This is a genomic window from Patescibacteria group bacterium (assembly GCA_018817715.1).
GTDB lineage: Bacteria > Patescibacteriota > Patescibacteriia > Veblenbacterales > UBA10138 > JAHITT01.
On record JAHITT010000006.1, the window covers coordinates 1 to 25,699 of the forward strand.

A 25,699-nucleotide genomic window follows, 5' to 3' on the forward strand; every position below is an offset into this window, starting at 1 on the left:
AATTTAACTTATTCTATTAATTGGGGCGACGGTACAGCCAACAGTACTTTTACTGCCACTGGCACTTTAGGTAATATTATATCTAATGATTTTTCTCATACCTATTCTGCTAACAACACTTACACCATCACTGCCAGCGTATCCGATGGTACTAATCCAGCAGTTACCACCACAGCCACTACTACTATGTCGGGGTGTGGCGGAGGCGGAGGCGGAGGTGGAGGCGGTGGAGGCGGTGGAGGTGGTGGAGTAACTTGTAATTCCACCAATACACCAGATTCTGGCCAAGTTAGTTTGGCCATAGCCGAGGGCAATGTAGTTTATTCTCCTTTAGTAACATTGAATTTTACTAGCGACGCTTTAACTAAGTCTATTGTTTTGAGCGAAGAAGCTTCTTTTGCTAATCAAATTTCTGTACCAATTACTAATGGACATTCTTTTCAGTTAAGTTCTGGTAATGGTAATAAAACAGTTTATGCCAGATTCCATGGTTCGAGCAGTTCTTGTTATGTAACTAAATCAGTCAGCACTGTTTTGCAATCAACTGGCCAGGTGTTGGGTGAGCAATGTATTAATTTAACCAACGAGGCTAAGTTAGTAACCAAACCCAATCAGGCTTTAATGTCTAGGCTTAAGGGTCGGTTAATGGTTCAAGTTCAATCAGCCAACGAACTTTGGTATATGGATTATAAAACTGGTCAGCGGTACTTTTTACCAGCTGGTGCTAGTACCTATAACATAGTTAAATTTATGGCTACGGGTATAAGCAATAAGGATTTAAATAAAATGTCGGTTGGTTTAGTAGATTATTATGGTTTGGATCAGGATAGCGATGGCTTGCCCGATGTTATGGAAGATTCTTTAGCTTTAGACAGACTTAATATCGATACAGATAAGGACGGTTATACTGACAAAGAAGAATTAGTTTCTGGTTATAATCCTTTAAAATATCGCGAAACCGCTATTTATGATTCGTCTTTTACTACTAAACAGGCTGGTCGGTTTTTTACTCAAGTAGAATCAGTTGGTGAGGTTTGGTATGTGAATCCAGTAGATAATAAACGTTATTTTGTTCCCCAAGGTGACGGCGCTTATTTAACTTTAGCTCAATTAGCTACTGGTATTAGTCAAACGGATATTAACCAGATTACCGTAGCTACACGTTTTAATGGTAAAAGTTTGTTTGAGGCTTCTGTTTGTTATCCTAAGGGAGAAGTATTAGGTGTAACTAAAGAAAAGTTACCTCGTACCGGTATGCTGGCTAATGGCCTGTTGGCTTTACCAGCTTTAGTGGGTTACCCTTGGCTTAGGCGTCGGTATAATTCATCTTTAAAGAAGTTTTATAGCAAATTAAGTTAATAGTTATGACAGTTTCTAGGAATTTAAAAATAATCATATCTTTAAGTATTTGGATTGTCGCTGTGGTGTCGGTACAGCGTGGTTTGGCTTGGTCAGCAGTTAAGGAAACTAAAAATAGATTAAATACAGTTAATAAAGTGATAGGGCAGCCTGTTAATAATATTATTCCAGAAATAGCAGACAATTATATTAATGATGATGATAAAGACGGTTTAACGAATGATTTGGAAAGAGTTTATGGTACCGACCCTAAAAATCCCGATACGGACAGCGATGGTTATCCCGACGGTTTAGAAATAAAAAATCATTATAATCCTTTGGGCCCCGGCCGGTTAGCTACTTTTAAAATAGCTGTTCAAGATGAAATTAAGCCAGTTCAACAGGAATTGGCGTCTAATATGTTATTTATACCTAGTTTAAATATTAAAGTACCAATAAATTTTCCTGAATCGGCTAATGAAAAAGCTTATCAGCAAGCCTTGTTAAATGGTGTGGCTTTACATCCTAATACAGCCAAGATAGGGGAATTAGGTAATCCGTTTATTTTTGGCCATTCATCGGACTATTCTTGGTCCAAAGGCAAATACAAAACTATTTTTGTTAAATTATCTAATATTAAAGATGGTACGGATATTTTTGCTAGCAATAGTGGTGGCCAGGTATATAATTATCGGGTGGTTAACCAATTTATAGCTGAGTCTACCGATATTCATTTATTGGATCAGTATGGTTATAGTAAAAAATTATTAACCTTACAAACCTCTTATCCAGTTGGCACAGCTAAACAGCGCTATATAGTAATAGCGGAAATGGTTGAGTAAATTATTTTTAATAAATGTCATTCTGAACTTGTTTCAGAATATAAAACAAAAATAGGACTTACCGGTTTGGTTTAAAGGAATGTCATTGCGAGCGAAGCGTGGCAATCGAGTTTTAACCCAGTCTGGTGAGTCTTAAATAAAAAAGTTACTTAAAAAGTAAATAATAAATAATCAATCACAAACAATAGGAGTCAATCATGAAAAAGTTATACAGCTTTTTCGTAGTTATTTTGGTATTAACAATACCGGCGGCTGTATACAGCCAGACAATCCATTCTGTAACTGTGTCGAAAGATACCGTTAATATGAATGAGAAGCTAGAAACCAATGTAATTTGGAGTTCTACCAATTCAAATCCAGTTATCACAAAAGTTAGTTATCGTGATGGAAAAATTGATTCTGTCTTAACTAATCCAACAGCGGGTACGCAATATCTTTCCAAGTTTTTTCATTATTATAGTACCCCTGGCACCTTTAACATACTGGTAAATGTTGGAACGACTAGTACAACTAAAATTGTGGTAGTAAGGGGATTACCAAACCAACCACCAACAGCAAGTTCTGTACATATAGAGGGTTCGGTGATAGTAGGACAAACATTAGTCGGTTATTATGCGTATGCTGATGGGGATGGTGATTTGGAAGGCGCTAGTATATTTAAATGGTACCGTAATGGGATGTTTGTAGCAGGTGGTAGTCATTATATTTTACAAGCTGCTGATCTCGGTGCCATGATTAGTTATGAAGTCACACCAGTGGCTCAAACAGGCGCTTTAACGGGTTTACCAGTTCAATCATCAGCAGTCGGTCCAGTTCTTAATCCTAATTTACCACCGAGATTTGTGTTAGTTGAATATAAAGCTAATGCAAGAGTAGGTGAGGATGTTGGTATTAAAATTAAAATTGTTGATCCGGATGATAATATTGTTAATTTTGATGCGACTTATGGCGATGGTACGAGTTATAATGCTGATTTATCAATTTATCCTAATTTGGAAGTAGGATATAATCCGTCGCATGTATATTCAACAAAAGGTGTATATACTGTAAATTTGAAATTATATGATTATCATAATTTACCAGTTAATACCAATTTTACGGTTACAATAGAAGATAATGTTACGAGTATTGAAACATCTTTACCAACTGAATTTCAGCTATACCAAAATTATCCAAATCCGTTTAATCCAACAACGAATATTCAATATAGTTTACCTGAGCCAGCTGAAGTTAGCTTAATAATTTATGACATGCTTGGGCGAGAAGTAGTAACTATGGTAAATGAATACAAAAATGCCGGGGTTCACAATGTTAAATTTGACGCCAGCAGCTTATCTACCGGCGTTTATATATACAGAATTGTTGCCGGTAAATTTGTGGAAACAAAAAAAATGACACTTATGAAATAATCTGCACGGTGTCATCCTGATGACCCAAAGGGTGGGAAGGATATTAAAATAATTTAATTTGAGGTGTTGCTTTTTACAAGTAACACCTCTATTTATTTACAGAGTATCTATAGCAATTTTATAGTTTCCTACTTGCGGGGAAAAGTGTCCACGTGGACACTTTTCCCCGCAACATAAAGTTTAGTTATTTTTTCGTAAAGCCAGTAAATATATTGATTAAAGCTTTAAAATGAATTATATTGGTTGGGTTATGAATAAAAAAATCGGTCAAGGAAAAAAAGTTTTTGTTGGTTTGTCTGGTGGTGTAGATTCAGCTGTATCAGCTTATTTGTTGCTGGAACAAGGTTATGATGTGCACGGTGTGTTTATGAAGAATTGGACAGGGACGACGGAGAATTTAGCCGGGGAATGCAATTGGACTAAAGAGCGTGATGATGCCAAAGCTGTAGCTAAAAAATTAGGCATACCTTTTACCATTTGGGATTTTGAAAGGCAATATCGTCAATTAGTGGTAGATTATTTTTTTAAGGAGTACCAAAGAGGTCGAACACCCAACCCCGATATTAGGTGTAATCAATTTGTTAAAATACCTTTATTTTTAAAACAAGCTCTTAAAGCCGGCGCTGATTATATTGCCACAGGTCATTATGCTAGGGTTGGTCAGCAATTAACGGCTAATGGTCGGTTACAATATTATTTAATGAACGGAGTAGATAAAGATAAAGATCAATCTTATTTTTTGTATACCCTTAATCAACAACAATTAAAGCATTTGCTTTTTCCAATTGGGGAATTAAGTAAGAAAGAAGTTAGATTAATTGCTAAAAAAATTGGCTTGTCTGTAGCTAGTAAACCCGATAGTGTGGGTATCTGTTTTATTGGCCAGGTAAAAATAGATGAATTTTTAAAAACCAGATTGAAGGAGAAGTCGGGTTTAATTATGGATGTTAAGGGTAAAATTTTAGGGCAACATATAGGCTTGTCTTTTTATACGGTTGGTCAACGGCACGGGTTAGGCCTGTCGGGTGGGCCGTGGTACGTGGTTGGTCGCAGATGGTTAAAAAATATTTTGATAGTTGGTAACTTAAAGGAACAGAAATATTTATTGGCCGACACTTGTAGTTTGGAACAAGTTAAATTAGCCAGCCAGTTTAAAGTTCCGGCCACTTATTGGATTAGACATCGTTATAGGCACCCGGTAGTTAAGGCTAATCTTTTTAAAAGTGCTGGTAAATTTAAAATTAAATTTTTAAAAAAACAACGAGCTATTACTCCTGGTCAGTCAGCTGTTTTTTATACCATTAATCGGCAAGGTTTAAGGGTAGTTGGCGGTGGAGTTATAAAAAACGTTGAAAATCGCTTGTTGCAATGGTAAGATAGGGAAGTTATTAGCAATTTATGGTTAAAAATGAACCTATTATTGGTTGGTCACCGCAGATAAATCGTTGGTCAAAAAGATTATTGATTTTTTTTTGGTTGGGTTTTTTGTTGTTGGCTAGTGGTTTATTTTTTATTCTTTTACCAATTGTAACTATTTCTATTGAACCGCAGATTGATCAGTTGGAATTGCCAGTTACGGTGCAAGTGGATTTAAAATTACCATCGGTATTGGAAAAAGTTGGTGTAGTTCCGGGTTATGAAATTTTTTCTAATGAGGAAGAGCAGATTTGGTTAACTAAAAATTATAAAATTTTTACAGTTGATAATAAAAAAATTGCTGTTTCTCAGAATCATTTAATAAATAGTGTAAAAACTTTATCAGCCAGGTCTTTAGCGCCAGATTTAGCCCTGGTACCAGAAGAACCGGAAGTAGTTTGGGGGCAATTAAAAAGTGGTTTTGCAGAAAATATTTATAATTTACCAACTACAGTAAAAGTTAATACTTATCATGATTTTCCTTTGGCTGATTGGGCTCAATATATTACTGGTCTGCCGCTTGAAAAAACCCAAGATTGGCTATCTAAACAACTGTGGGTAAAATCAATTTCTATAGATGTTTACCCTAGATTTTTGGCTAAGATTAGGCAAAATATGCCCATGAATAAATCTTTAATTAGGTTTAGACTTGACAACAACGGAAAAACTTCTATACTACAGTGGCGTTCTTGATAATCTGAATTAAGCTAACATTTAAATATTTTATCAGTCTTAGGCTTATAAAAGTAGCTTAAGGCTAGGATCAATTTTGTAGTTTTTAGATTTTAAATAATGAATTTAATGGATTCTACAGCCGGTTCCGCTAATGTTGGCGCTAATGCAAAAGGTTTTTTAGAAGTTGAAGGAGAGGTAGAAGAACTTTTACCAGCCGCGACTTTTAAAGTAAGGCTTGATAATGGACATGAGATTTTAGCCCATTTATCAGGTAAGATGCGCATGTTTAAGATAAGATTATTACCCGGCGATAAGGTTAAGGTCGAAATGACTCCTTATGATTTAACCAAGGGTCGGATTGTTTATCGATATTAATTTATGAAGGTTAGAGCATCAGTTAAACCAATTTGTAAAAAATGTCAGGTAATCCGCCGTCATAAAAGATTGGTGTGTATTTGTGACAACCCTAAGCATAAACAGCGTCAAGGTTAATTTTATTTATTTATGGCTCGTATTGCAGGTATAAATTTACCCAATAACAAAAGAATAGAAATAGCTTTAACTTATGTTTTTGGTATCGGTTTGCCACTAGCTCAAAAGATACTGTCTTTAACTCAAGTGGATTCTAATACCAGAACTAAGGATTTAACAGAAGAACAAGGGGCTCGTTTGAGAGAGGTTATCGAAAAGACTTATCGAGTGGAGGGTGATTTAAGGCGGGTAACCATGATGAATATTAAAAGACTTAAAGAAATTGGTGCTTACCGAGGTACTAGGCATAGTCGTCATTTACCGGTTCGCGGACAAAGATCTAAAACAAATTCACGCACCGTACGGGGTAATGTTCGTAGGACTATGGGTAGTGGCCGAAAACCAACAGCTCAGAAGACTTAATCTTTTTATATGACTGAAGAAATTAAAAAAAATATTTCCGAAAATAAAGAAACTGCTACTGGAGACGTTACAGTTGCTAAAGAAGTTGTTGTAAAAAAGCGTCGTTCCAAAAAGAAGCGCTTGGTATCTCGTGGCCAGGCGCATATTTTGGCTACTTATAATAATACGATTGTCACTTTAACCGATCCAACTGGTGGCGTTTTGGTTATTTGTTCAGCTGGTCAGGTAGGTTTTAAGGGTGCTAAAAAAGCTACCCCTTATGCCGCTGGTATTATAGTTAAAACCGCTGTGGAAAAAGTTAAGGATTATGGCCTTAAAGATGTGGATGTTTTTGTAAAAGGTGTTGGTATGGGCCGAGATTCTTCCATTAGGGCTTTATATGCTAATGGTTTAAATGTTTCTTCAATTAAAGATGTTACGCCGGTGCCGCATAACGGTTGTCGCCCGCGTCGCCCGCGTCGGGTGTAATTATTTTATATATGGCAAGATATTTAGGACCAAAACATCATATGTGTCGCCGAGTCGGCGAACGATTGTGTACTTCAGATAAGTGCCCAATAACCAAAAGGAATTATCCGCCGGGAGTTCATGGCGTGAAGGGTCGTTCCAAATTGACTGGTTATGGTTTGCAATTAAGAGAAAAACAAAAAGCCAGATGGATTTATGGTATTTTGGAAAGGCAGTTTAGCCGTTATTATCGAGAAGCTATTAGACAAAAGGGTGCTACGGACTTGGTTTTATTGCAGTTGTTGGAAGGCCGGTTAGATAATATAGTTTATCGCATGGGTTTATCTAAAACTAGACAAGGGGCTCGGCAGTTGATAAACCATGGCCATATTGAAGTTAATGCCAAAAAAGTTGATATCGCTTCTTACAATCTTAAACCTAATGATGTTATTACGGTCAAAAAAATCAGCTTAGATAAACTTTATTTTAAAAATTTGCAAAAAAGTTGGGGACAAAATCCCATAGCCCATGAATGGTTGGTGGTGGATGATAAAGAATTTACGGCTAAGCTTTTGGCTTTGCCAATGCCCGAACAAGCTGCTCAACCTTTTGATATTAAATTAATTGTCGAATACTATTCACGTTAAATTTTAACTAATTGCTTATGGAGCCTCTTTTATTACCACAATCAATTACCAGCCAGGTTATTTCCACTAATCGAGCCAATGTAATTATTGAGCCTTGTTACCCTGGTTATGGTACCACCTTAGGTAACGCCTTGAGGCGAGTTTTATTGTCTTCTTTGCCCGGCGCGGCTGTGGTAGCTGTAAAAATAACCGGAGTGGATCATGAATTTTCCACTTTAGCCGGAGTAAAAGAAGATGTGGTGGATATATTATTAAATATTAAACAACTTAGATTAAAACTTCATGGCAATGCCGAAGTTACTTTTAAGTTGAATGTTACTGGGGAAAAAATCGTTACGGCTGCTGATATAGAAGAAAATAGTGATGTGGAGGTTTTAAATAAGGATTTAGTAATAGCTAGTTTAACTGACAAAAAGGCTAATTTGGAAATTGAATTTATTGCTAAACAAGGCCGAGGTTATGATCCAGTTGAAAATCGAGACGGAGAAAAGTATGATATTGGGGTAATTGCTATTGATGCCAATTACACCTCAGTTCAACGAGTGGGTTATACTGTGGAAAATGTTCGTGTTGGCCAAATGACTAACTTTGATAAATTAACTTTAGATATTCAAACAGATGGTGGCCTGTTACCCGAGCAGGCTGTTCAGGAAGCTAGCAAGATTTTAATTAATCATTTTGAAGTAATTGCTGGCAATAAACCTACGGAAGTTGAAACAGAAGAAGAGGTAGCAGTTAATAAGGTGGAAGAAGAAGTTGTAGCTGAGGTAGAAAAAACCACTAAAAAAAGAGGGCGACCTAAGAAAGAGGCATAGTTATTTATGAGACATCGAAAAAATAAGAAAATATTAGATCGTAAACCAGACGCTCGAAAGGCTTTAATTAAAAATTTAGCCGCCAGTTTGATTCTTTACGAAAAAATTAAGACAACCGACGCTAAGGCTAAAGTAGTCCGTTCTTATGTGGAACGTTTAGTTACCTTGGCTAAAGTAGCTTCTTTGGCTAATCGTCGTTTATTATTACGTCGTTTACCGACCGAGGGCAGTGTTAAAAAATTATTAGAAGTTTTAGGACCGCGTTATCAAACCCGGCCGGGTGGTTATTTGCGAATAACGAAATTGGGTAAAAGGCAGGGGGACGCTGCGGCGATTGTTCAAATTGAGTTTGTAAATTAAATTTATTATGGCCAAGATTAAATTAACTGATAAATCAATAGTGATGGATGCTACTAATATGACTTTAGGTAGGCTATGCAGCCAAGTAGCCTCCAAGTTAAGAGGTAAGCATTTGGTTGATTGGCAACCTAATAAATTACCTAATGTTCAGGTAGCTATTATCAATATAGATAAATTGCGTTTTACTGGGCGTAAATTGACTGGTAAATTGTATCATAAATTTAGTGGTTATCCAGGCGGTTTAAAAACTACTACTTTAGAGCAGGAATTAAAAAAAGATTCGGTTCGTGTAGTCAGGCAGGCGGTGGCTCATATGTTGCCTAAAAATAGATTAAATAGTCGTTTTTTGAAAAATCTTAAAATTTATAAACAAGATATAACTAAGTAAAGTTATGACGACAGATAGTAAAGTTAAAAAAACCATTAAAAAAACTACCGCTAAAACATTAGTTAAAAAAACGGTTGTTAAAGATAAGGTGAAAAAAGTTTCAGTTACCTCGGCCAAGCCGGTTGTTAAAGTAGTGGCCAAAAAGACTAAACAAACTAGTGCTTATTTAAGTTCAGTTGGCCGTCGAAAAGCGGCTATTGCTCGAGTTAGATTGTATCGCCAGGGTACTGGGCAGATAACTATTAACGGCCTGTCTTTGGCTAAATATTTTCCAGCTGTTTATGAGCAGGAATATGTTTTAAGCCCGTTAGTTTTAGTTGGTTTAGCGGATAAGGTAGATATAACTGTTAAAGTTGTAGGTGGTGGAAAAAAAGGTCAAAGAGAAGCTGTTCGGCACGGTGTAGCTCGGTCTTTGATTATTTTAAGTGATGAAGACTATCGTAAGCCTTTACGGACGGCTGGTTTTTTGACTCGTGATTCCAGGGTTAAAGAAAGAAAAAAATACGGTTTAAAGAAAGCTCGTCGAGCGCCCCAGTGGCAAAAACGCTAAGGGAGTTTACTATAATCAGGAAATTAACGGCTCAATGGTATTTACTGTTGAGCCGTTTGACTGTTTAGGTATAATAAATGGGCTCTTTAAGGGTTTAGGCTATTTAATCATTTGGAGTTGATTAGGTAGTAAATTTCAATAAAGTCATCAGGTTCAGTTTTAAGCTAGCTTGCGTTATAATGTTGATATGATAGAAAAGGGCCATTCTGGAGCATTAGCCAGAAATACCAGTATTTTTATAACAGCTTTAGTGGGACAAAAGATAGTCTCTTTTTTATATTTTACTTTTTTAGCTCGTTTATTAGGACCGTCGGATATAGGTAAATATGTTTTAGCCTTGTCTTTGACTACTATTTTTTCTGTTTTATTGGATTTAGGTTTAGCTCAATTATTGACTCGCCAAGTGGCTCGTGATCAGGCCTGCGCTGGCGATTATTTAAAATCAATTATTGGTTTTAAATTAAGTATCAGTTTGGTGGTTATTGCTTTAGTCGTGGGTACAGCTCATTTACTTGGTTATCCGGTAGTTACTTTGCAACTGGTTTATTTAGCCAGTTTATTGATGGTTTTAGATTCTTTTACCTTAACGGCTTATTCTTTATTAAGAGGGCTTCATGTTTTAACCTGGGAAAGTATAGGTACCGTGGCTATGCAGTTACTGGTGGCTATTTTAGGTTTGGCCGTATCTTTGGTTAGTCAGGATTTAAGGTTGTTTATGGTCGCTTTATTAGCGGCTTCGTTGTTTAATATGGTTTTTGCCTTATATCAAATTAGAAAGCGATTTAATTTAAGTCTTAAGCCTAACTTTGCCAAAAAAGATTGGTGGCAGTTGGCCAATTTGGTTTGGCCTTTTACCTTAGCCGCCGTTTTAACTAGATTGTATGGTTCAATTGACACTGTTTTATTGTCGGTGTTGTCAGATGATCGGGCTGTTGGGCTTTACAGCGTACCTTATAAAGTAACTTATGCCTTTCAATTTATACCCAGTGCTTTTGCGGCCACTCTTTTTCCAGGCTTTAGTACTTTTTTTAAAACAGCTAAGGATAAATTAGGCGATATATTCGTTCGAGGAGTGGTTTATTTAACAGCCTTGGGTTGGCCTATTTCTTTAGGCATTGCCGTTTTGGCACCTAAAATAATTGACAGTCTTTATCCTGATTATCATGAGTCAATTTTACCTTTACAGATTTTAATAATGAGTTTAGCTTTTTTGTTTGTGACTTTTCCGGTTGGTTCGCTTTTACCGGCTTGTGACCGGCAGAAAAGACATACTTTTAATATTGCTTTAGCTACCGTTTTTAATATTATTTTGAATTTATTTTTAATACCTCTTTATGGAGCGGTCGGAGCCGCTGTAGCCGCTTGGTTATCTACTTTGTTGTTATTAGTGGCTGGCTGGTTAGTAGTTGGGCAAGTGATAGATTATGATAAGAAATTTTTATATAGTCGATTAATTAAAATAGGCCTGGCTGGTTTATTAATGGCTGCTGTAGTTTTATTATTAATAAACAGTTTTAATTTTGTAGTGGTTATTTTAATTGGGGCTATTTGTTATGGTATATTACTTGTGCTTTGGGGTGGTATAACTTTAGCGGAAATTCGGCAGCTCTGGTCTCTTATTAAGCGTAAAGCGGTTTAAGTATTATGGCGGATATTATTTTATTTACTACAGACTTTTATCCTAATTTAGGTGGGGTAGCTCGTTATTATGAGGGATTACGGAAATATTGTGATAATTTTCAGGTAGTCAGTCATTTAGTGGGCGCGGAAAAAATAAATAAAGTTAGGCGGTTAAAGTTTTTTTGGCCGTGGTGGCCGCATTGGTTGCCTTTGGTTTGGCAAATTTTTAAAGTCGGTCGTCAGAATCCGTTAGCGATTTTAGCGGCTGGTCAGATTTTACCCGTGGGCACAGCTTTATGGTTATGGCATTTTTTTACTAGGCGCCGTTATTTTGTTTTTCTGCATGGCTTAGATGTTAATTTACTTTTAGTTAATCCCTATAAAAAATGGTTGGGTAGGAAAATTTTAAAAGCAGCTTCTTTTGCGGTAGTTAATAGCCAGTATACCTCTAGTTTGCTTAAAAATTTAATCAGTGATCAATCGAAAATTTTAATTATTTATCCTTGTCCGGATTTGCCATTAGATGTTCCTTCTGGGGCGGCTGCGCAAAGATTGGTTAAATATAATTTAACAGACAAAAAAGTTATTTTAACTGTTGGGCGCTTGGTTAAACGTAAAGGTATTGCCGAGACTTTGGATAGTTTAGCTCCTTGGCTTAAGTCAGATGAAAGTTTGGTTTATGTAATTGTGGGCGATGGACCAGAAAAATCATCTTTGCTTAAAAGGATTGCTGTTGACAATTTGCCGGTTATTTTAACAGGCGCGGTTGATTCTTTGACTAAAATTGCTTGGTATAACCGGGCGGATATTTTTGTTATGCTACCTTTGGCTGATAGTTTAGATGTGGAGGGGTTTGGTATTGTTTATTTGGAAGCTCAGGCGGCTGGTTGTTTAGTTATTGGTAATAAACAAGGTGGTGTACCCGAAGCTGTTGGTCAAGCTGGTTTAATCTTAGATAAGCAGACTGAATTAGTGGGGCTATGCCAAAGGTTATTAGCCGATGAATTTTTGGCTGAAAAATTAAGACAGGCTGGCCGGCAAAGATTAGTCCAGTGTTTTAATTGGCCTGAGCAAGTTTCTAAGTTAAAAATTTTTTTGAAAAATAATTTATGAAAAATGACAGAATAGATGTAGTCATGTTTAATATGTCCAGATATGCTGATTGGCAGACTGGTGTGGAGAATCGAAATTTTCATGTTTTGCATACCTTATTGACTGATGCTCGGGTAAGAAAAATAGTGGCTATTGATTATTTACCTTTTACTTTTAAAAGGGCCGTGAAACAGTGGTGGCAGGATATTATGTTTGGGTCTTTAGGGGGTAAAGTTTTGTCTCGAGGTTTGTGGCACAAATTAACAGCTCTTGATAATAAATCAATCACCACTACTGGCTATGGTTCAGCGGAGGCCGAACAATCAGAAGTGTCTTATAAGTTATTTGTTTACAGCGATGTTAGTTCTTTTTGGTCAGAGAAATTTTTTTTAAAAAGGTTACATAAACAATTAGAACGTTTAGATTTAAAAAATGTTGTTTTGTGGTCTTATTTGCCGACTATGGTGGGTATGTATGGTACCAGTTCAGAAATTTGTTCGGTTTTTGACGCTGTAGATAATTGGTTGGAGCATTCTGCTTATCAAGGTTATTTGGACAGACTCAAGATAAATTATCAGATTATTAGATATAAAGCGGACTTAATTTTTACTACCTCTCCCTTATTAGTAGATTTTTTTGACCGAGCTAAGGGTTGTTTATTTGTACCTAATGGAGTTAATGTCGACAGAATAAACAAACCACTTAAATTAGTCGGTCGTGATATATTGGATTTACCTAGGCCGATAATTGGTTATGTCGGTGTTATTCAACAAGATAGGATAGATATTGATTTGATAGAATATGTGGCTAAACAACATCCTAGCAAGTCTTTGGTTTTTATTGGTCCGGTTTGGGCTAGTCTGAAATCAATTATTAAAGCCAGGTTATTACCTCTGCCTAATGTATATTTTTTTGGTTATAAATCAAGTTTAGAAATGCCGGCTTATTTGCGGGAATTTGATGTGGCTATTATGCCTCATTTGGTTAATGATTTTATTCGTTCGACTAATCCGATGAAAATTTACGAATATTTGGCAGCTGGTAAACCTATCGTGGCTACGCCGGCTGAAGGTTTGAATAATTTTAAGGAATATATTTATTCAGCCCCCACGCCTTTAGAATTCAGTCAGGCTATTAATCAAGCTATTAAAGAAAATAATCCTGAGTTAGTTGAAAAAAGGCGGGCGGTGGCGGCAATGAATACTTGGCAGAATCGTGTGGATAGCATGATGGAAAAAATAATTAATTGTTTGCCTGAGTAATTTGGTATTTATGAACAATTCTTATACCGTAATTATAATCTCTTGGAATGTTCGGGAGTTACTGAGGCGCTGTTTAGTTTCTTTACAACCTTGGTCTAAACAAGTGCAGGTAATAGTGGTTGATAATAATTCCCAAGATAATAGTGTTTCTATGGTTAGCCGGGAGTTTTCTTGGGTGGAATTAATATCCTTACAAGAGAATAAAGGCTTTGCGGTAGCTAATAATTTAGCGGTTCTAAAGGCTCGGGGAGATTATTTGGTTTTGCTTAATCCTGATACTTATATTGCTCAGGATTTTTTTAATCGTTTAGATGATTTTTGGCAAGTTTACCCACTAGCAGCTGTAGTTGGTGGACAAATAAGGAACGAAGATGGTTCTATACAGCCTTCGGTTAGAAAATTTCCCACTGTTTGGTCCCAGTTAGTTGTTTTATTAAAATTAAGTCGTTGGTTGCCTGGTTTATTGTCGGATTATTTATGTGCCAATTTTGATTATAATAAGCCGTCGGTGGTCGACCAGGTTATGGGTGCTTGTTTTATTTGTTCTAAACAAACTTGGCAAGTTACCGGTGGTTTCGATGTTAATTTTTTTGTTTGGTTTGAAGAAGTGGATTTTTGTCGACGTTTAAAAGAAGTAAACCATCTTACACGTTACGAGCCAACCATTAAGGTTTGGCATAGTCAAAAAGCCAGTTTCAGTCAGCTTGATTTTTTAACTAGACATAAAATGTTTAGTCGTAGTTTGCTTTATTATTCACGTAAGTATTTTAATTTTTGGTCTAACTGGTTACTTGTGGTAGCTTCTTTTTTGGGTTATCTTTTAGCTTATGCTGGAAAATTTTTTTACCGACAAAAATAAACCTGATTTTTTATTCAAATATCGTTATTGGTTAGTCGGTTTGGTGGTTTTTTTTGCTTTGGATATTGTCTCCTGGCTGGGGTGGCAATATAAAGGTTGGGGAAGCTTATTGGCCATAGGATTAGCCTTAGGGTGGTTATGGTTAGCTAGTCGAAAAATATCTTGGGGATTAATTTGGTTAGTAGCTGAACTTATTGTGGGTTCTTTTGGGCGTTTATTCATCGTGGAATGGGCCGGTTGGTGGTTACCTTGGCGCTATTTAATTTTTATATTTGCTAGCGGTTTGTTAATAGTTAAAATTTGGTCCCATAAAGAATATTTTTTAAAACAGCCAAAGGAAATTGGTTGGTGGTTAGTTAGTTTGTTTGTTTTGTTGAGTTCTCTGGTGGTGGCCATAGTTAAAGGTAATAGTTTTTATAATATTTTTTTGGATATGAACGGATATTTGTATCTTTTGCTTTGGCCCATGTTTTTGTTGGCTAAAAAAGAATCAGCTGATTTATGGTTACAAGCTAAGGAGATTTTATCAGCGGCTGTGATATGGTTAGGTTTAAAAACTTTATTCATGTTTTTTCTTTTTGGTCACTATCCGGCCTATGAGTTATCTTTGGTTTATAGTTGGTGGCGCGATACTGGTTTGGGAGAAATAACCAGTTTAGGTACTGGTTATTATCGTATTTTTTCCCAGAGTCATCTTTGGTCAACTTTGGCAGCTATTAGTGGTTTAGCTTATTTAGCTGTAACAAAAGTAAAAAATAATAAAAATTTTGTAGTAGAACCTATTTTAGGATTATTTATTTGGTTTAATTTAATGGTGGTGCTGGTTAGTATGTCGCGTAGTTTGTGGTTGGGTTTACTGGTTGGTTGGTTTATTTTGTTGGTAGTCATAATGATTAAAGCTGGCAGTAGATCGTTTTTTGTTTATGGTTTGGTTAGTTTTATTTTGTTGTTGTCCGCTTGGGGTGGTCTTAAGGTCTTGTCTAATTTGACTACTTTGGGTCAGCCCACCATTAGTTCGATTGATTTAAGTGGGCGTTTTAGTAGCAACGAAGCCGCCGGGCAAAGCCGTTTGCAATTATTAGGGCCTTTAGTTAAGGCGACGGTTGATAATTTATGGTTAGGAGCTGGTTTTGGGGCAACGGTTGAGTATCAGACCAGTGATCCCAGAGTCGTTAAAGCCACAGCCGGCGGTACTGGCTGGGTAACAACTTATGCTTTTGAGTGGGGTTATTTAGATTTATTGTATAAATTGGGTTTAATTGGTGCTATTATTTATTTGTGGTTTTTTTTACGTTGGTTAGATTATACTATTTTAAAATCTGGCCAGCTAATTACTTTTTATAAATTAGCGGCTGTGGGTACTTGGGGGGTTTTGTTGGTAACTAATTTGACCACACCTTATTTAAATCATCCTTTGGGTATTGGAGCGGCTATGGCTATAATGATATTTTTGGTGAATAAAAAAACAATTTATGTTTAATAAACAAGCAGCACCTGCTTTAACAATTAGTTTAGTAACTCATAATGGGCAGCGTTGGTTACCTTATTGCTTAGCGGCCGTAGCTAATCAGATTTATCAAGATTTCTTTTTTTTAATTATTGATAATGGCTCTTTGGATAATACTGTAGCTATAATTAAAGATTTTTTAATAAAGAATCCCGAATTTAAAAACCGATCTCGTTTGATACAACACAAAAATAATATTGGTTTTGCTCGAGCTCATAACCAAGCCATTGCTTGGACCGACAGTAAATATATTTTGCTTTTGAATCAGGATGTTAAATTATCTAAATTTTATTTAGCCACTCTTATTAAACAAATGGCTAAACAGCCGACTGTGGCGGCGGCCAGTGGCAAGTTGATTCGTTGGGTTTTATCAGCCGCTGAAGGTGGTTTGGAAGCTTCAACCACTTTAGGGGCTGAATATTTGGATTCAGCTGGTTTGGTAATTAAAAAAACCAGGCGGGTTATGGAGCGGGGCGGTGGCCAGCCAGACACAGGTCAGTATGATAAGGCTAGTTTAGTTTTTGGTATTAGCGGGGCAGCGCCTATTTATAAACGGTCGGCTTTATTGGCGGTGGCCAGTGATTGGGAAATTTTGGATGAAGATTTTTTTTCTTATAAAGAAGATGTTGATTTGGCTTGGCGTTTACAACGAGCTGGTTATGAGGCTTTTTATTTGCCCGAGGCCGTGGCTTACCATGATCGTTCTTTGGTGTTAAGTGATTCTTGGCGTAATTATCGTTTAACTAGGCGACAGCGCGCTCCGGTTTGGCGTATTTATTCTTGGTCTAATCATTTGTTTGTTTTGTTAAAGAATGATGGTTGGTTTAATCTTTTAAGAGATTTACCTTGGTGGTTGGGCTATGAATTAGCTAAATTTTTTTATATGTTGCTGTTTGAGCCTATTTTATTAAAAAAAGCTGTCAGTAGATTTTTTTATTTATTGCCAACCATACTTAGAAAAAGAAAAATTTTACGCCAGAGTTGGCAAAGACCTTCTGGCCAGTTGAGACGTTGGTGGTTAAAATAATATTATGGATCTTTCAATAATTATTTTAAATTACAAAACTGGTGGCTTGGTTCGTCAGTGTTTAAGGGGTGTAATTGAGGCGGAGCTAAAATTAGATTATGAAATTTTATTAGTGGATAATCACTCTCAAGATGATAGTTTGTCTTGGGTACAGGATAATTATCCAACGGTTAGAACAATAAGTTTACCTGTTAATCGGGGATATTCAGCTGGTAATAATGAGGGTATTAGGCGAGCCAAAGGAAAATATTTGCTCATTTTAAATCCAGATGTCACTATTTTTGCCGGCAGTTTAGAAAGGTTGGTAGCTTTTATGGAAAATAATCCAACAGTCGGTTTAGCTGGGCCAAGATTAAACAATCCCGATGGTAGTTTGCAGTATTCCGCTTATAGTTTTCCTAATTTTTGGTTACCTTTAATCAGACGAACCTGGTTGCGGCATTTGGGTTGGTTTAAACCCTTATTAAGGAAATATCAGTTAATGGATTGGTCTCATCAGGATAATCAGCCGGTTGATTGGTTATTAGGGGCTTGTTTAATTGCTCGAGCAGCCGCTGTGGAGCAAGTGGGTCTGCTTGATGAAAGATTTTTTCTTTATGTGGAAGACACGGATTGGTGCCGACGTTTTTGGCAAAAAGGTTGGCAGGTTTATTATGCAGCTGATGTGGAGTTAGTTCATTTTCATGAACGTTTATCAGCGCAGGCTAATTTTGGCGCTCTTTTTAAAAAAATAACTTGGATTCATATAGCTTCCTGGTTTAAGTATTTTTTTAAATGGAGGATGAGATATCAAGACAAATTAGACAGATTTTAAGGTTCCAATTTTTAAGCTTTTTTGAATTGACAAATAAGCTTTTTTTTGTTAGATTTTGTTCATATGTTTGTTAAAAAAATTGGTATAGATTTGGGTACAGCTTATTGTTTGGTGCACGTGCCAGCCAGAGGCATAGTTATTAATGAACCATCGGTGGTGGCTATTGCTACGGCCGATCGGAGTGTTTTGGCAGTTGGCGAAGAAGCTAAAGAAATGCTTGGTCGAACACCAGATACTATTGTGGCTTTACGTCCTTTAAAAGATGGGGTGATTGCCGATTATCATACAACCGAAGCCATGTTAAGGTATTTTATAAATAAAGCTTTAGGTGGTATACGGTTTTTTAAACCCGAAGTTATGATTGCGGTACCAGCCGGTATAACTTCAACTGAACGTCGGGCGGTTATCGACGCTACTATGGCCGCTGGAGCTAAGGCTGCTTATATTATAAAAGAACCGATTGCGGCGGCTATTGGAGCTAATATTCCCATTGGCTCGGCTTCTGGGCACATGATAGTGGATATGGGTGGAGGAACCAGTGAAGTGGCGGTAATTTCTTTGGGTGGTATTGTGGCTAATACTTCGGTTAGGATTGGCGGTAATAAATTGGATTCGGCTATAGCTGATTTTATTCGTAAAAAATATGGTTTAGCTGTAGGTGAACAAACAGCAGAAGATGTTAAAATTCGTATTGGTTCGGCTTTATATTTGGAAGATAAATTAACTATGGACGTACGTGGTCGGGATATGGTTTCTGGGTTGCCACGAACTGTGGCTATAACTTCGGATGATGTTACTGAGGCTATTCAGAATGAATTAGAAGGTATAATTCACGCTCTTAAATCAGTTTTGCAAATAACGCCACCGGAGTTGTCGGCTGACGTTATAGATAAAGGTATGGTTTTGTCTGGTGGTACAGCCTTATTAAGGAATATTGATAAACTTTTTGCCCAAGCCACTGGCGTTTCAGCCTATGTGGCAGATGAGCCTTTGTTATGCGTAGCTAAGGGTACAGGTGTAGCTTTGGATAATTTGGAATCTTATAAGAGGAGTATCTTGTCGACTAAATAAAGTTTAGCTACTTATTTAATTAGGCAATTAAATCATTAAGGTCAGTGGGTGTTTGGGATTTATAAACTTACTTAATGTCTTTAGAAATTTTATCATTTTTATTATTAATTCCTCTAGCCGGTCTAACTTGGTTTAACTGGCCAAAGGCGGTGGCCGGATTGTTATTTTTTTTGCCAGCCTATCTTATTAAGGTTGAAATATTTTCTTTGCCAATTAACTGGTTAGAGGCGGCTGTGATAATACTTTTTGCTATAGCCTTGTTTAAGGGGTATGGTTTATCTTTGGTAAAATTTTTAATAGATAAAAAATATCGTTCCTGGTTAGTAATTATTTTGCTGTGGTTGCTGGCGGCGGTTTTAGGAGTTTGGTTGGCTAAGGATTCAAGGCTAGCTTTGGGTATTCTTAAGGGTTGGTTTATAGTGCCTTTTATGTGGCTGTGGTTGGCTGGTTTTACTGTTAAGTCGGGCCAAAAATTAGGTTGGGGGCGTTTAGCAGCTAAAGCCTTGGTAGCCAACGGTTTTATTACGGCTTTGATTAGTTTATTGTTGTGTTTGTGGTTAGGCGGCCGGTCTGGTGGCTGGTATAATTCACCCAATGTTTTGGCTATGTATCTTTTGCCGATTTTTTGGTTGAGTGTTTGGCAATTATTTTATGGTAAAGATTTTTACTGGTCGGGTCGGTGGAATAATTTGGTGGGGGCTATGGTTGGAGTAGTAATTTTGGTAGCTATAATATTAACCGGTTCATACAGTGCTTTAGCTAGTTTAGTTATAACAGCTGCCTTGTGGGGTATTGTTAAAAAATATTCTCAGAGTAGAATTAAAGTAATACTGGTAGCTTTAGTTTTTTTATTGGGTTTAGTTGTGCCGGTTTTTGTAACAGTTAATAATAATTGGCCTTGGTTTAGTCATTCTAATAATCTTTATGGTTTAACTTCCGGTCAAATTAGACAAGTTTTTTGGCGCGAAGCCTTAGTGGTAATAAAACAGCGGCCTTTATGGGGAATTGGTTTGGGCGGCTGGCAACCATTATTCAAACAAGACATTCAACCTGGTTTACCCGAGAATAAACAACCTGGTTATAGTATAGAGTTTCATTATGCCAGTTTATTTCCTCATAATTTATATTTAACGGTTTGGTTGTTTCAGGGAATTTTTGGTTTAGGGTTGTTACTGTGGTTGTTTTTAAAAATTGCTGACAGTCAATCCAATTTAGCTTGGCTGATGTTGTTTCCTTGGCTTTTGTATTCAATAGTAGATACACCTCTTTATAAAAATGATTATGCTTTTTTATTTGTTTTTATATTATTAATTGCTTGGGCTTGGGAGGCTGATGAATTAACAGCAACTTATTCATAATTTATGGCTACTTTAATTGGGCATTTAGAAATATATGATTATTTAATTAAAGCTATTAACCAAGCGGCTGGGCATGCTTTTTGTTTGGTGGGTCCCAAGCATGTTGGTAAAACCACTTTAGTTGAACTAATGATTAATAAAATTTTTTGTGAGAGGCTACAGCAAAAATGGCCGGATAATTCTTGTTTTAGTTGTCGCCAGAATATTAATCGTCAGCATAGTGAAGTGTTGTGGCTGACTAAATCGGCTGATAAAAAAAATATAGGTATTGATGAAATTAGAGCTTTAAAGAATTTTGCTCAGTTGTCTAGCGGTTCGTCCATTCGTCGAGTAGCTGTTATTGAAGGGGTAGAGGATTTAAATGATCAGTCGGCTAATGCTTTAATTAAAATATTAGAAGAACCGCCTAAAGGATTTTTATTTTTTTTATTAGCCGACAGCACCTTAGACACTCCGGCGACTATTTTATCACGTTGTCAGTTGGTTAAGGTTGGTTTAGTTAAGCCCGCTTTGATTAGCCAGGCTTTACAGGACCGAGGATATAATACAGAACAAAGCGAGCAGTTAGCGGATTTTTCTAAAGGCCGACCCGGTTGGGCTTTATTATACGGTCAGGATGAAGTCGCTTGGCAGGAGGTTTATCAAAAAGCTGATAGTTTATTAACCATTTTAAATAGTTCAAATATTTGGCAAGCAGCTCAGGATTTTTATGAGCAGGAATTTAAAAAGACAGCTACTAAAGGATTAGATGTAACTAAGGCAGAAGAATTGCTTAGTATTTGGGGTGAAGTAGTTAGGGATTTATTATTGTTTAAATTAGGCTTAATTACTTATTTGCGTTATCAAAACTTAAAAAATAAGCTAGAATTAATAGCAGGGAAGTATCCGCTTAGTAAAATGTTGGGTTGGCTTTATGCTATTTTATTGGCTGGTCGTCAATTGCGCCAAAATGTTCAAGTTAAATTGGTTTTAGATGCTTTAATCAGTCGATTAATTTAAAGAAGTATGTTTAATTATCCAAGAAATTTTTTTTATCTGTTTTTATTTATATGTTTGTTGTTAGGTGGCGCTTCCTGCGGTTTAAAGGTTACTAGTAAGGTGTCGGGGGGTGTTTATGTTTCTGATAATCAAGGGACTAGTTGGCAGGTAAAATCTTATATTGGTAAACAAAAAAATAAGGATATAACTTTACAAAATAATAGTATTAAACAAATAATTTTTAACCAGTCGGATACTAAAATTATTTATGCTATTAGTGAGGGCAAATTAGCTGGTTTGTTTAAAACTTCTGACCAGGGAGTTAATTGGCAGGTGGTAGTAACTGGTCAATTGAACGGTTTGGCCCTGCAACCTAAAAATGACCAAGTTATTTATGCTATTTCGGATAGTAAGGTGGCTCGCAGTAAGGATGGGGGGGAGGCTTGGGTGGAGGTTTATTTAGAAACAACTAAAGACGTTAAACTTAATCAAATAGCCGTTGATAGTTTTAATCCAGAGGTAGTTTATGTAGGAAACGACAAAGGAGTAATTTTGCTTAGCCAAGATCAAGGGACTAGTTGGCAGCAGGTTCATTATTTAACTGGTGGTTTAGCCCACTTGATTGTAAAAAATAATATTATTTATGCTTCTCAGCCATCGGGCAAGTTGTGGCGTTCTTATGACCGGGGAAAGAATTGGGAAGATTTAACAACTAATCTGCGCCGAGAAATAAAAGGTAATTTAGGTTCAGCTCGGGCTTTAGTTTTTTTACCCGAGTCTGATAAAGCTTTACTTTATGCTACTAACTATGGTTTAAGTCGTAGTTTAGATGGTGGGCAAAATTGGGACAACCTTAAATTGGTTACTTCGTCTGGTAGTATTGCTATAACTGCTTTGGCCGTTGGGCCTTTGAACGGCCGACAGATATATTACACCAGTGATCAGGCTTTTTATCGCTCCAGTGATGCTGGTGTAACTTGGGAAACTTTAGCTTTGCCCATTAGCGCCCGACCTTTGAATTTAGCAGTTTCGCCCCAGAATAATAATTTAATATTTATGGGTTTTAATCGTTAATTATTTATTTATGTCGTTATCAGTTAGTAATTATTTGATAGATTTTGATAAGGTAGTAGAACATTTTAAACAGGAATTAAAATTAATAAGATCGGGCCGAGCTATGCCGACTTTGGTAGAAAATATTAAAGTGGAAGCTTATGGAACTTTGACCCCTTTAATAGAATTAGCTTCTATTTCCGCGCCGGAACCTAAATTAATAGTTATACAACCTTGGGATAAAAGTATTATAAAAGAAGTTGAGAGAAGTTTGCAGTCGGCTAATTTGGGAGCCTCGCCGGTAATTGATGGAGCAATAATTAGACTTAATTTTCCACCACTTAATGAAGAAAGGCGCCGGGAAATTGTTAAGTTATTAAATGGTAAATTAGAAGAGGCTAAGGTTGGTGTACGCAATACTCGGGAACAGGTTTTAAAAGATTTTAAAGCAGCCAAGACTGAAGGTACAGCCACGGAGGATGATTGGTTCCTCGCCCAAAAAGAATTACAAAAAACTGTTGATGATTATAATGATAAATTAAAAAATTTATCAGCCGACAAAGAAAAGGAAGTAATGACTATTTAAAAAATATTAAAAATTTTAATCGTTAATTATTGTTTATTTCATGTTGATTACAATTATCGCCGTTATTGGTTTGTTTGCTTTATTGGTTTTGGCACATGAGTGGGGGCATTATATAGCGGCTCGGCGCTTAGGTGTTAAAGTTACCGAGTTTGGTTTTGGTTTTCCGCCTCGTCTGTGGGCTTACCGGGACAAGGCTCGGCAAATGGACTGGTCTATAAATTTATTGCCTTTGGGTGGTTTTGTACGCATCAAAGGGGAAGGTGGTGATTTTCGCGAAGAAGTTGATAGTTTTTCTAATCAACCAGCTTGGCGGAGGATAATTATTTTGGTGGCTGGTGTGGCAATGAATATAATTTTAGCTTATGGGTTGTTAACAGCCGGTTTGATGATTGGCTTACCAACTGCTTTAGAACAAACAGATTTAACCAGTGCTCGGGATATTAAAGTACAAATTGTTTCCGTAGAGCCCAATTCAGCGGCTGCTCAAGCTGGTTTACGGCCTGGTGACGCCATTTTACGTGTAGGAGATACTTTGGTAACCCAAACAGCCCAGGTGACGGATTACGTGGCTTCTCATAGCAATAGTTCTTTTGAGATTTTTTATCAAAGAGGCGATCAGGAAAAATTAGTATCCATCCAGCCCCAGGTTTTGGATCAAGCGGTTGGTCGGCCGGTTTTGGGCGTTAGCTTGCTGACGACTGGTACGGTGGCTTATCCGTGGTACCAGGCTTTGTGGCGGGGCGGACAGGCTACTTATTATTTAACTAGGGAAATAGTTTTTGGTTTTGGGCGATTATTACACGATTTGTTTTTGGGTGGTCGGGTGCCAGCCGATATTGCTGGACCAGTCGGCATAGCGGTTTTAACCGGTCAGGTAGTGGATTTGGGTTGGATTTATTTACTACAATTTGCTGCTTTGTTATCTATCAACCTGGCTATTATTAATATATTTCCTTTTCCAGCTTTGGATGGCGGTCGTTTGTTGTTTGTTTTAATAGAAAAAATTCGTCGTAAAGCTAATGACCAAAAAATAGAAATGATCGTACATAACTTAGGTTTTATGTTACTAATGTTGTTGGTGATAGTTATTACTTATCGTGATGTAATGAAATTTGGCGGTGGTATTTTAAAATCTTTAGGTAGTTTTTGGGGGGCTTAGCAGGTATAAATTATGAAAAATGATAAGTTTATTATCGCTCGGGAATACGTAGTAAGCTTATTCCCGATTTTTCAGTTAGCGGATAGTTTTGGTGATTCTATTAAAAAAATAATTGGTACTTCTATTGGTGAATTTGCTGGTCGTCTAGAAGGGCATTCTATATGGTGGATAGCCAGGGAAAAGGGTTGGTTTCTTGGTCATCAGGCAGTTGTTAGTAGAATAAAAAACAATCCCCAATGGTTTAATAACATTTTGCAGCAAATAGAACAACAAGGTGGAGCTTTAGGTAGGTTATCTAAGAATTTAGCTAAGGGTCGCCTGGATAAAATTTCTAATCGGGAATTAGCTAATCGTTACTTGAATTTTTCTCAAAAGAATACTCATTTATACGACTTAGGTTTGGTTTGTTCTTTGTTGGATTATCAGAATAATACTTATTTAAGTGATTCGGTTAATGGTATTTTATCTAAGAAATTATTAATTAAAAATATAAGCGAAGTTTTTACTCTGCTGACCACTTCTAGCCGGTTATGGCCCGATAAAGAACAGGAATTAAAATTGGTTGGAATCTATAAAAAAATTATAACTCGTAAAATTTTAAAAGAACTTTTATTAGCCAAGAGTAGTTCAGATTTTTTATTAGATCTTTGGAAGATTGATAAGGATATTTATCATCTTTTGGTTAAACATGGTGATCGCTATGCTTATTTGACCTATGTTTATGAGGGGCCAGCTGTTGGTTTGGATTTTTATATTGATATTATGAAGAACTGGTTACTTAATAAATTAAAACCAGTTGATCTAAAGAAAAAGCAAACTAAGGATAAAAATAAATTAATTAAGGAACAAAAAAAATTATTAAGTAAGTTAAAATTATCAGCCGAAGAATTAGTTTTGATTAAATTTGCTCAGAAGGTTTCTTTTGTTAAGCCTTATCGTCGATTATTACAAAGCCAAGCTTATTATTATTTTGAACCTGTTTTGGCAGAAGTAGCTCGTCGATTGAATTTAACTTTAAGGCAAGTTCGTTATTTATTACCTCAGGAGGTCCAGAAAGGTTTATTAGTAGGTCGAGTATCGGTTGATTTAGTTAATACTAGAATTAAATCATGTGTCTATATTAACTTTAATGGTCAGAAGAGATTATTAATTGGTCGGTCAGCAATTAATTTTTGGAAAACTGTTAAAAAAGAGCAAGAATTTATTAATCTTAAAAAAATTAAAGGTTCAACCGCTTATCCAGGAAAAATAAGCGGCCGGGTAGTTTTAGTTAATATGCCGGCTGATATGGTTAATATGAAATTAGGTGATATTTTAGTATCTTCAGCCACTAGCCCTAATCTTATGCCAGCTATTAGAAAGGCTGGTGCCATAGTGACTGATGAAGGTGGTATAACCTGTCATGCAGCGATAGTCAGCCGAGAATTAAAAATACCTTGTTTGATTGGCACTAAAATAGCCACCAAAGTTTTAAAAACAGGTGACAAGGTTTTAGTTAATGCTACTGCAGGCGTGGTTTATAAAAAATAATT

27 protein-coding genes and 1 pseudogene are annotated in these 25,699 nt (G+C 36.5%); all 28 read left to right on the forward strand.

Annotated elements, in window-relative coordinates; all coding sequences use genetic code 11:
- Positions 1–786 precede the first annotated feature (786 nt).
- The 28 genes and pseudogenes from KKC17_03010 (at position 787) to KKC17_03145 (ending at position 25,697) form a co-directional block, all read left to right on the forward strand.
- Positions 787–945: pseudogene (locus KKC17_03010) on the forward strand (calcium-binding protein).
- Positions 946–1,364: 419 nt separating this feature from the next.
- Complete coding sequence (locus tag KKC17_03015; protein MBU1039164.1) at positions 1,365–2,180, forward strand: sortase; 816 nt, start codon at positions 1,365–1,367, stop codon at positions 2,178–2,180.
- A gap of 197 nt (positions 2,181–2,377) precedes the next feature.
- On the forward strand, positions 2,378–3,589 hold the full coding sequence (locus tag KKC17_03020; GenBank protein MBU1039165.1) for a T9SS type A sorting domain-containing protein: 1,212 nt from the start codon (positions 2,378–2,380) through the stop codon (positions 3,587–3,589).
- Between the two features lie 250 nt (positions 3,590–3,839).
- The gene (gene mnmA / locus KKC17_03025) at positions 3,840–4,964 is read left to right on the forward strand and encodes a tRNA 2-thiouridine(34) synthase MnmA (GenBank protein MBU1039166.1); all 1,125 of its coding nucleotides are present in this window, start codon (positions 3,840–3,842) and stop codon (positions 4,962–4,964) included.
- 23 nt (positions 4,965–4,987) lie between these two features.
- Positions 4,988–5,698, forward strand: a complete 711-nt coding sequence (locus tag KKC17_03030; protein ID MBU1039167.1) for a hypothetical protein — start codon at positions 4,988–4,990, stop codon at positions 5,696–5,698.
- Positions 5,699–5,806: 108 nt separating this feature from the next.
- Positions 5,807–6,055 (forward strand): translation initiation factor IF-1, encoded by a 249-nt coding sequence (gene infA / locus KKC17_03035; GenBank protein MBU1039168.1) that lies wholly within the window; start codon positions 5,807–5,809, stop codon positions 6,053–6,055.
- A gap of 3 nt (positions 6,056–6,058) precedes the next feature.
- Positions 6,059–6,172 (forward strand): 50S ribosomal protein L36, encoded by a 114-nt coding sequence (gene rpmJ / locus KKC17_03040; GenBank protein ID MBU1039169.1) that lies wholly within the window; start codon positions 6,059–6,061, stop codon positions 6,170–6,172.
- 12 nt (positions 6,173–6,184) lie between these two features.
- A complete protein-coding gene (rpsM, locus tag KKC17_03045; protein ID MBU1039170.1) occupies positions 6,185–6,574 on the forward strand; it encodes a 30S ribosomal protein S13 in 390 nt (129 codons plus the stop codon).
- Positions 6,575–6,583: 9 nt separating this feature from the next.
- The gene (gene rpsK / locus KKC17_03050) at positions 6,584–7,042 is read left to right on the forward strand and encodes a 30S ribosomal protein S11 (GenBank protein ID MBU1039171.1); all 459 of its coding nucleotides are present in this window, start codon (positions 6,584–6,586) and stop codon (positions 7,040–7,042) included.
- 11 nt (positions 7,043–7,053) lie between these two features.
- Positions 7,054–7,668 carry a 30S ribosomal protein S4 gene (gene rpsD / locus KKC17_03055; protein ID MBU1039172.1) on the forward strand — a complete coding sequence of 205 codons (615 nt, stop codon included), beginning with the start codon at positions 7,054–7,056 and terminating at the stop codon, positions 7,666–7,668.
- Positions 7,669–7,685: 17 nt separating this feature from the next.
- Entirely contained in the window at positions 7,686–8,483 is a 798-nt protein-coding gene (gene rpoA, locus KKC17_03060) for a DNA-directed RNA polymerase subunit alpha (GenBank protein ID MBU1039173.1), read from the forward strand.
- Positions 8,484–8,489: 6 nt separating this feature from the next.
- On the forward strand, positions 8,490–8,843 hold the full coding sequence (gene rplQ / locus KKC17_03065; protein ID MBU1039174.1) for a 50S ribosomal protein L17: 354 nt from the start codon (positions 8,490–8,492) through the stop codon (positions 8,841–8,843).
- Positions 8,844–8,850: 7 nt separating this feature from the next.
- On the forward strand, positions 8,851–9,231 hold the full coding sequence (gene rplM / locus KKC17_03070) for a 50S ribosomal protein L13 (GenBank protein ID MBU1039175.1): 381 nt from the start codon (positions 8,851–8,853) through the stop codon (positions 9,229–9,231).
- Positions 9,232–9,235: 4 nt separating this feature from the next.
- The gene (gene rpsI, locus KKC17_03075; GenBank protein ID MBU1039176.1) at positions 9,236–9,781 is read left to right on the forward strand and encodes a 30S ribosomal protein S9; all 546 of its coding nucleotides are present in this window, start codon (positions 9,236–9,238) and stop codon (positions 9,779–9,781) included.
- Between the two features lie 187 nt (positions 9,782–9,968).
- Positions 9,969–11,420 (forward strand): oligosaccharide flippase family protein, encoded by a 1,452-nt coding sequence (locus KKC17_03080; GenBank protein ID MBU1039177.1) that lies wholly within the window; start codon positions 9,969–9,971, stop codon positions 11,418–11,420.
- 5 nt (positions 11,421–11,425) lie between these two features.
- Complete coding sequence (locus KKC17_03085; GenBank protein ID MBU1039178.1) at positions 11,426–12,514, forward strand: glycosyltransferase family 4 protein; 1,089 nt, start codon at positions 11,426–11,428, stop codon at positions 12,512–12,514.
- Complete coding sequence (locus KKC17_03090) at positions 12,511–13,755, forward strand: glycosyltransferase (GenBank protein MBU1039179.1); 1,245 nt, start codon at positions 12,511–12,513, stop codon at positions 13,753–13,755. The genes KKC17_03085 and KKC17_03090 overlap by 4 nt, the downstream gene beginning before the upstream one ends.
- Positions 13,756–13,765: 10 nt before the next feature.
- Positions 13,766–14,614, forward strand: coding sequence for a glycosyltransferase family 2 protein (locus KKC17_03095; GenBank protein MBU1039180.1), 849 nt, complete (start codon positions 13,766–13,768; stop codon positions 14,612–14,614).
- A complete protein-coding gene (locus tag KKC17_03100; GenBank protein ID MBU1039181.1) occupies positions 14,583–16,094 on the forward strand; it encodes a hypothetical protein in 1,512 nt (503 codons plus the stop codon). The genes KKC17_03095 and KKC17_03100 overlap by 32 nt, the downstream gene beginning before the upstream one ends.
- Positions 16,087–17,148, forward strand: a complete 1,062-nt coding sequence (locus tag KKC17_03105; protein MBU1039182.1) for a glycosyltransferase family 2 protein — start codon at positions 16,087–16,089, stop codon at positions 17,146–17,148. The genes KKC17_03100 and KKC17_03105 overlap by 8 nt, the downstream gene beginning before the upstream one ends.
- 4 nt (positions 17,149–17,152) lie before the next feature.
- Positions 17,153–17,962 carry a glycosyltransferase family 2 protein gene (locus KKC17_03110; GenBank protein ID MBU1039183.1) on the forward strand — a complete coding sequence of 270 codons (810 nt, stop codon included), beginning with the start codon at positions 17,153–17,155 and terminating at the stop codon, positions 17,960–17,962.
- A 63-nt stretch (positions 17,963–18,025) separates the two neighbouring features.
- Positions 18,026–19,033: a rod shape-determining protein gene (locus tag KKC17_03115; GenBank protein MBU1039184.1), complete on the forward strand. Its 1,008-nt coding sequence runs from the start codon at positions 18,026–18,028 to the stop codon at positions 19,031–19,033.
- Between the two features lie 74 nt (positions 19,034–19,107).
- Positions 19,108–20,391: an O-antigen ligase family protein gene (locus tag KKC17_03120; protein ID MBU1039185.1), complete on the forward strand. Its 1,284-nt coding sequence runs from the start codon at positions 19,108–19,110 to the stop codon at positions 20,389–20,391.
- Between the two features lie 3 nt (positions 20,392–20,394).
- Positions 20,395–21,390: a hypothetical protein gene (locus tag KKC17_03125; GenBank protein MBU1039186.1), complete on the forward strand. Its 996-nt coding sequence runs from the start codon at positions 20,395–20,397 to the stop codon at positions 21,388–21,390.
- Between the two features lie 6 nt (positions 21,391–21,396).
- A complete protein-coding gene (locus KKC17_03130) occupies positions 21,397–22,443 on the forward strand; it encodes a hypothetical protein (protein MBU1039187.1) in 1,047 nt (348 codons plus the stop codon).
- Between the two features lie 10 nt (positions 22,444–22,453).
- Positions 22,454–23,008, forward strand: a complete 555-nt coding sequence (gene frr / locus KKC17_03135) for a ribosome recycling factor (protein ID MBU1039188.1) — start codon at positions 22,454–22,456, stop codon at positions 23,006–23,008.
- A 40-nt stretch (positions 23,009–23,048) separates the two neighbouring features.
- Positions 23,049–24,167: an RIP metalloprotease RseP gene (gene rseP / locus KKC17_03140; GenBank protein ID MBU1039189.1), complete on the forward strand. Its 1,119-nt coding sequence runs from the start codon at positions 23,049–23,051 to the stop codon at positions 24,165–24,167.
- Between the two features lie 12 nt (positions 24,168–24,179).
- On the forward strand, positions 24,180–25,697 hold the full coding sequence (locus KKC17_03145; GenBank protein ID MBU1039190.1) for a hypothetical protein: 1,518 nt from the start codon (positions 24,180–24,182) through the stop codon (positions 25,695–25,697).
- The last annotated feature ends 2 nt before the right edge of the window (positions 25,698–25,699 follow it).

Bases quoted from the DNA above. Each gene is read 5' to 3' on its own strand.
- KKC17_03015 (MBU1039164.1), top strand. From the start codon at position 1,365: ATGACAGTTTCTAGGAATTTAAAAATAATCATATCTTTAAGTATTTGG.
- KKC17_03020 (MBU1039165.1), top strand. From the start codon at position 2,378: ATGAAAAAGTTATACAGCTTTTTCGTAGTTATTTTGGTATTAACAATA.
- mnmA (MBU1039166.1), top strand. From the start codon at position 3,840: ATGAATAAAAAAATCGGTCAAGGAAAAAAAGTTTTTGTTGGTTTGTCT.
- KKC17_03030 (MBU1039167.1), top strand. From the start codon at position 4,988: ATGGTTAAAAATGAACCTATTATTGGTTGGTCACCGCAGATAAATCGT.
- infA (MBU1039168.1), top strand. From the start codon at position 5,807: ATGGATTCTACAGCCGGTTCCGCTAATGTTGGCGCTAATGCAAAAGGT.
- rpmJ (MBU1039169.1), top strand. From the start codon at position 6,059: ATGAAGGTTAGAGCATCAGTTAAACCAATTTGTAAAAAATGTCAGGTA.
- rpsM (MBU1039170.1), top strand. From the start codon at position 6,185: ATGGCTCGTATTGCAGGTATAAATTTACCCAATAACAAAAGAATAGAA.
- rpsK (MBU1039171.1), top strand. From the start codon at position 6,584: ATGACTGAAGAAATTAAAAAAAATATTTCCGAAAATAAAGAAACTGCT.
- rpsD (MBU1039172.1), top strand. From the start codon at position 7,054: ATGGCAAGATATTTAGGACCAAAACATCATATGTGTCGCCGAGTCGGC.
- rpoA (MBU1039173.1), top strand. From the start codon at position 7,686: ATGGAGCCTCTTTTATTACCACAATCAATTACCAGCCAGGTTATTTCC.
- rplQ (MBU1039174.1), top strand. From the start codon at position 8,490: ATGAGACATCGAAAAAATAAGAAAATATTAGATCGTAAACCAGACGCT.
- rplM (MBU1039175.1), top strand. From the start codon at position 8,851: ATGGCCAAGATTAAATTAACTGATAAATCAATAGTGATGGATGCTACT.
- rpsI (MBU1039176.1), top strand. From the start codon at position 9,236: ATGACGACAGATAGTAAAGTTAAAAAAACCATTAAAAAAACTACCGCT.
- KKC17_03080 (MBU1039177.1), top strand. From the start codon at position 9,969: ATGATAGAAAAGGGCCATTCTGGAGCATTAGCCAGAAATACCAGTATT.
- KKC17_03085 (MBU1039178.1), top strand. From the start codon at position 11,426: ATGGCGGATATTATTTTATTTACTACAGACTTTTATCCTAATTTAGGT.
- KKC17_03090 (MBU1039179.1), top strand. From the start codon at position 12,511: ATGAAAAATGACAGAATAGATGTAGTCATGTTTAATATGTCCAGATAT.
- KKC17_03095 (MBU1039180.1), top strand. From the start codon at position 13,766: ATGAACAATTCTTATACCGTAATTATAATCTCTTGGAATGTTCGGGAG.
- KKC17_03100 (MBU1039181.1), top strand. From the start codon at position 14,583: ATGCTGGAAAATTTTTTTACCGACAAAAATAAACCTGATTTTTTATTC.
- KKC17_03105 (MBU1039182.1), top strand. From the start codon at position 16,087: ATGTTTAATAAACAAGCAGCACCTGCTTTAACAATTAGTTTAGTAACT.
- KKC17_03110 (MBU1039183.1), top strand. From the start codon at position 17,153: ATGGATCTTTCAATAATTATTTTAAATTACAAAACTGGTGGCTTGGTT.
- KKC17_03115 (MBU1039184.1), top strand. From the start codon at position 18,026: ATGTTTGTTAAAAAAATTGGTATAGATTTGGGTACAGCTTATTGTTTG.
- KKC17_03120 (MBU1039185.1), top strand. From the start codon at position 19,108: ATGTCTTTAGAAATTTTATCATTTTTATTATTAATTCCTCTAGCCGGT.
- KKC17_03125 (MBU1039186.1), top strand. From the start codon at position 20,395: ATGGCTACTTTAATTGGGCATTTAGAAATATATGATTATTTAATTAAA.
- KKC17_03130 (MBU1039187.1), top strand. From the start codon at position 21,397: ATGTTTAATTATCCAAGAAATTTTTTTTATCTGTTTTTATTTATATGT.
- frr (MBU1039188.1), top strand. From the start codon at position 22,454: ATGTCGTTATCAGTTAGTAATTATTTGATAGATTTTGATAAGGTAGTA.
- rseP (MBU1039189.1), top strand. From the start codon at position 23,049: ATGTTGATTACAATTATCGCCGTTATTGGTTTGTTTGCTTTATTGGTT.
- KKC17_03145 (MBU1039190.1), top strand. From the start codon at position 24,180: ATGAAAAATGATAAGTTTATTATCGCTCGGGAATACGTAGTAAGCTTA.